At 37.7% G+C, this 1,738-nt stretch carries 1 protein-coding gene and 1 pseudogene; both read left to right on the top strand.

Translation table 11 applies throughout. The features are described 5' to 3' along the window. Positions 1 to 66: 66 nt before the first annotated feature. Positions 67 to 1,308, top strand: a complete 1,242-nt coding sequence (locus tag BIZ39_RS21600; RefSeq protein ID WP_187448083.1) for a hypothetical protein — start codon at positions 67 to 69, stop codon at positions 1,306 to 1,308. A gap of 29 nt (positions 1,309 to 1,337) precedes the next feature. Beyond that, positions 1,338 to 1,738: pseudogene (locus BIZ39_RS21595) on the top strand (O-antigen ligase domain-containing protein); the annotation flags it as partial.

Below are 1,738 nucleotides of genomic sequence, written 5' to 3'. Positions count from 1 at the left end.
GTATAGTACTAGCTAGGTATGTTTTTTATTACTCCATTACCTTCAATTATTATAAAAGTGAAAATTATGAAAAAGAATTTTTCGAGCTCCACTCTTAATCGGAGTCTCCTGTTTTTTATCACAATTACATTGCTTAATAACGTTTCGCATGGAGCAGAAGCTAAAGAAGGCAGTGAGCACTTAACTCTGCCTTTGATTCAGCATAAAGATGTTACTTTCATGGGGGCTTTCCGGTTACCACTCAAAGAAGCTGGGGACTCTAGAATTGCTTATGCTGAAGGAACATTTACTTTAAGCGATGATGCTAAGTCTTTTTTTGTAGTTGGACACTCTCACCATCAAGCTATAGCTGAAATGTCAATACCTGCCATAGTCGAGTCTAAGAGTTTAGATAAGCTAGAGATGGCAAAAATAGTACAGCCATATAAATCGTATTTAAAGAAGATACAAAATAAACGAAAAGAGAAACTAGATAAAATTACAGGTTTAGAGTACGTAGAAGGCCAGCTTTGGGTCAATGCAGTAGAAAAGTATGATGCAAACGCAAATGAAAGGCTCACTAGCTTTATAGTGAGAGATGCCCAAAATCTAGCGGATTCCAAGTTAAGTGGGCTTTATTCACTTAAAGGCAGGGCACATGCAGCTGGCTGGGTTAGTGAAGTGCCTAAGCCATGGCGAGCTATTTGGAGCAGTGATTATCTAACCGGATACGCAAGTAACGTTTCTATAAATTCCAGGTTGAGTATAGGGCCTACTGCTTTTCTCTTTCACCCGTTCACTGCTTTAACAGGAGACGTAGATAAAGGCTTCTTACCTACCACTCCGCTTTTAGATTTTTCTTTAAAGCACCCCTTACACTCCGACAGATATAATGACTCGGGCGAAAACGACTTGTGGACCGAAGTATCTGAAGGAATTTATGGTTTTATTATTCAAGATACTAATACTTATTTTGTAATAGGAAATTCTGGAGGCCATAAAGGAGGAATTGGATATAAAGTCACTCAAGACAACGGCAAGGTGTGCGGAGGTCCGTGTAGTAAAATAGCTAAAGACAATTATAACTACTACTGGTTATGGAAGGTCGATGAGCTGAATAAAACAAAAAATGATGGTAGGGCCCCTTACTCACATAAACCTTATGAATATGGCTATTTTGATAAGTCGTCAAAGCATTGGAAAATAATTGGTGCAGATTTTCATAGCGAAACCAACCGCTTATTTGTTTTATACGCACACAGAGACTATAAGCAAAGTAAATATGAGAATGCCCCCCTAATGGTTGTATATAAAATAAACCAGCACTAGTTTTGTCTTTTGTTGTAGGCGCTAAGTAAATGCTTCAAATATTGTTATTTGCCACGACACACATTGCTTGTGTCGTCATGTCTATTGCGCGTGCTCCTGTGTACGCATTTGTTCTCTATCAGGCAATTTATTTCATTCATCCAGCTAATCGCTGGTGGGGCTACATGGTGCCTAACTTACCATATTCATTTATGTCCGTTGCTTTTATGTTTCTAATGGTTGCTATCAATTTCCGTTCAGCAAAAACCAATAAGTTTTATAAAGTTCCAACATTTAAATGGCAATTCATGCTTTTGATAATTACTTGGTTTACCTACACACAAGCAATTGCACCTTGGCATCATACTCAATTGTTAGATGCATACACAAAAATGTTCATTATACTGATTTTGGCGTTTCTACTTATTTCAAATGCTAAACACTTACGGAT

Origin of the sequence: Alteromonas sp. BZK5 (assembly GCF_014349115.1) — a bacterium.
GTDB classification, from domain to species: domain Bacteria; phylum Pseudomonadota; class Gammaproteobacteria; order Enterobacterales; family Alteromonadaceae; genus Alteromonas; species Alteromonas macleodii.
Note: the sequence above shows the minus strand (reverse complement) of the source record. Positions and strands in the feature narration are given on the sequence as shown.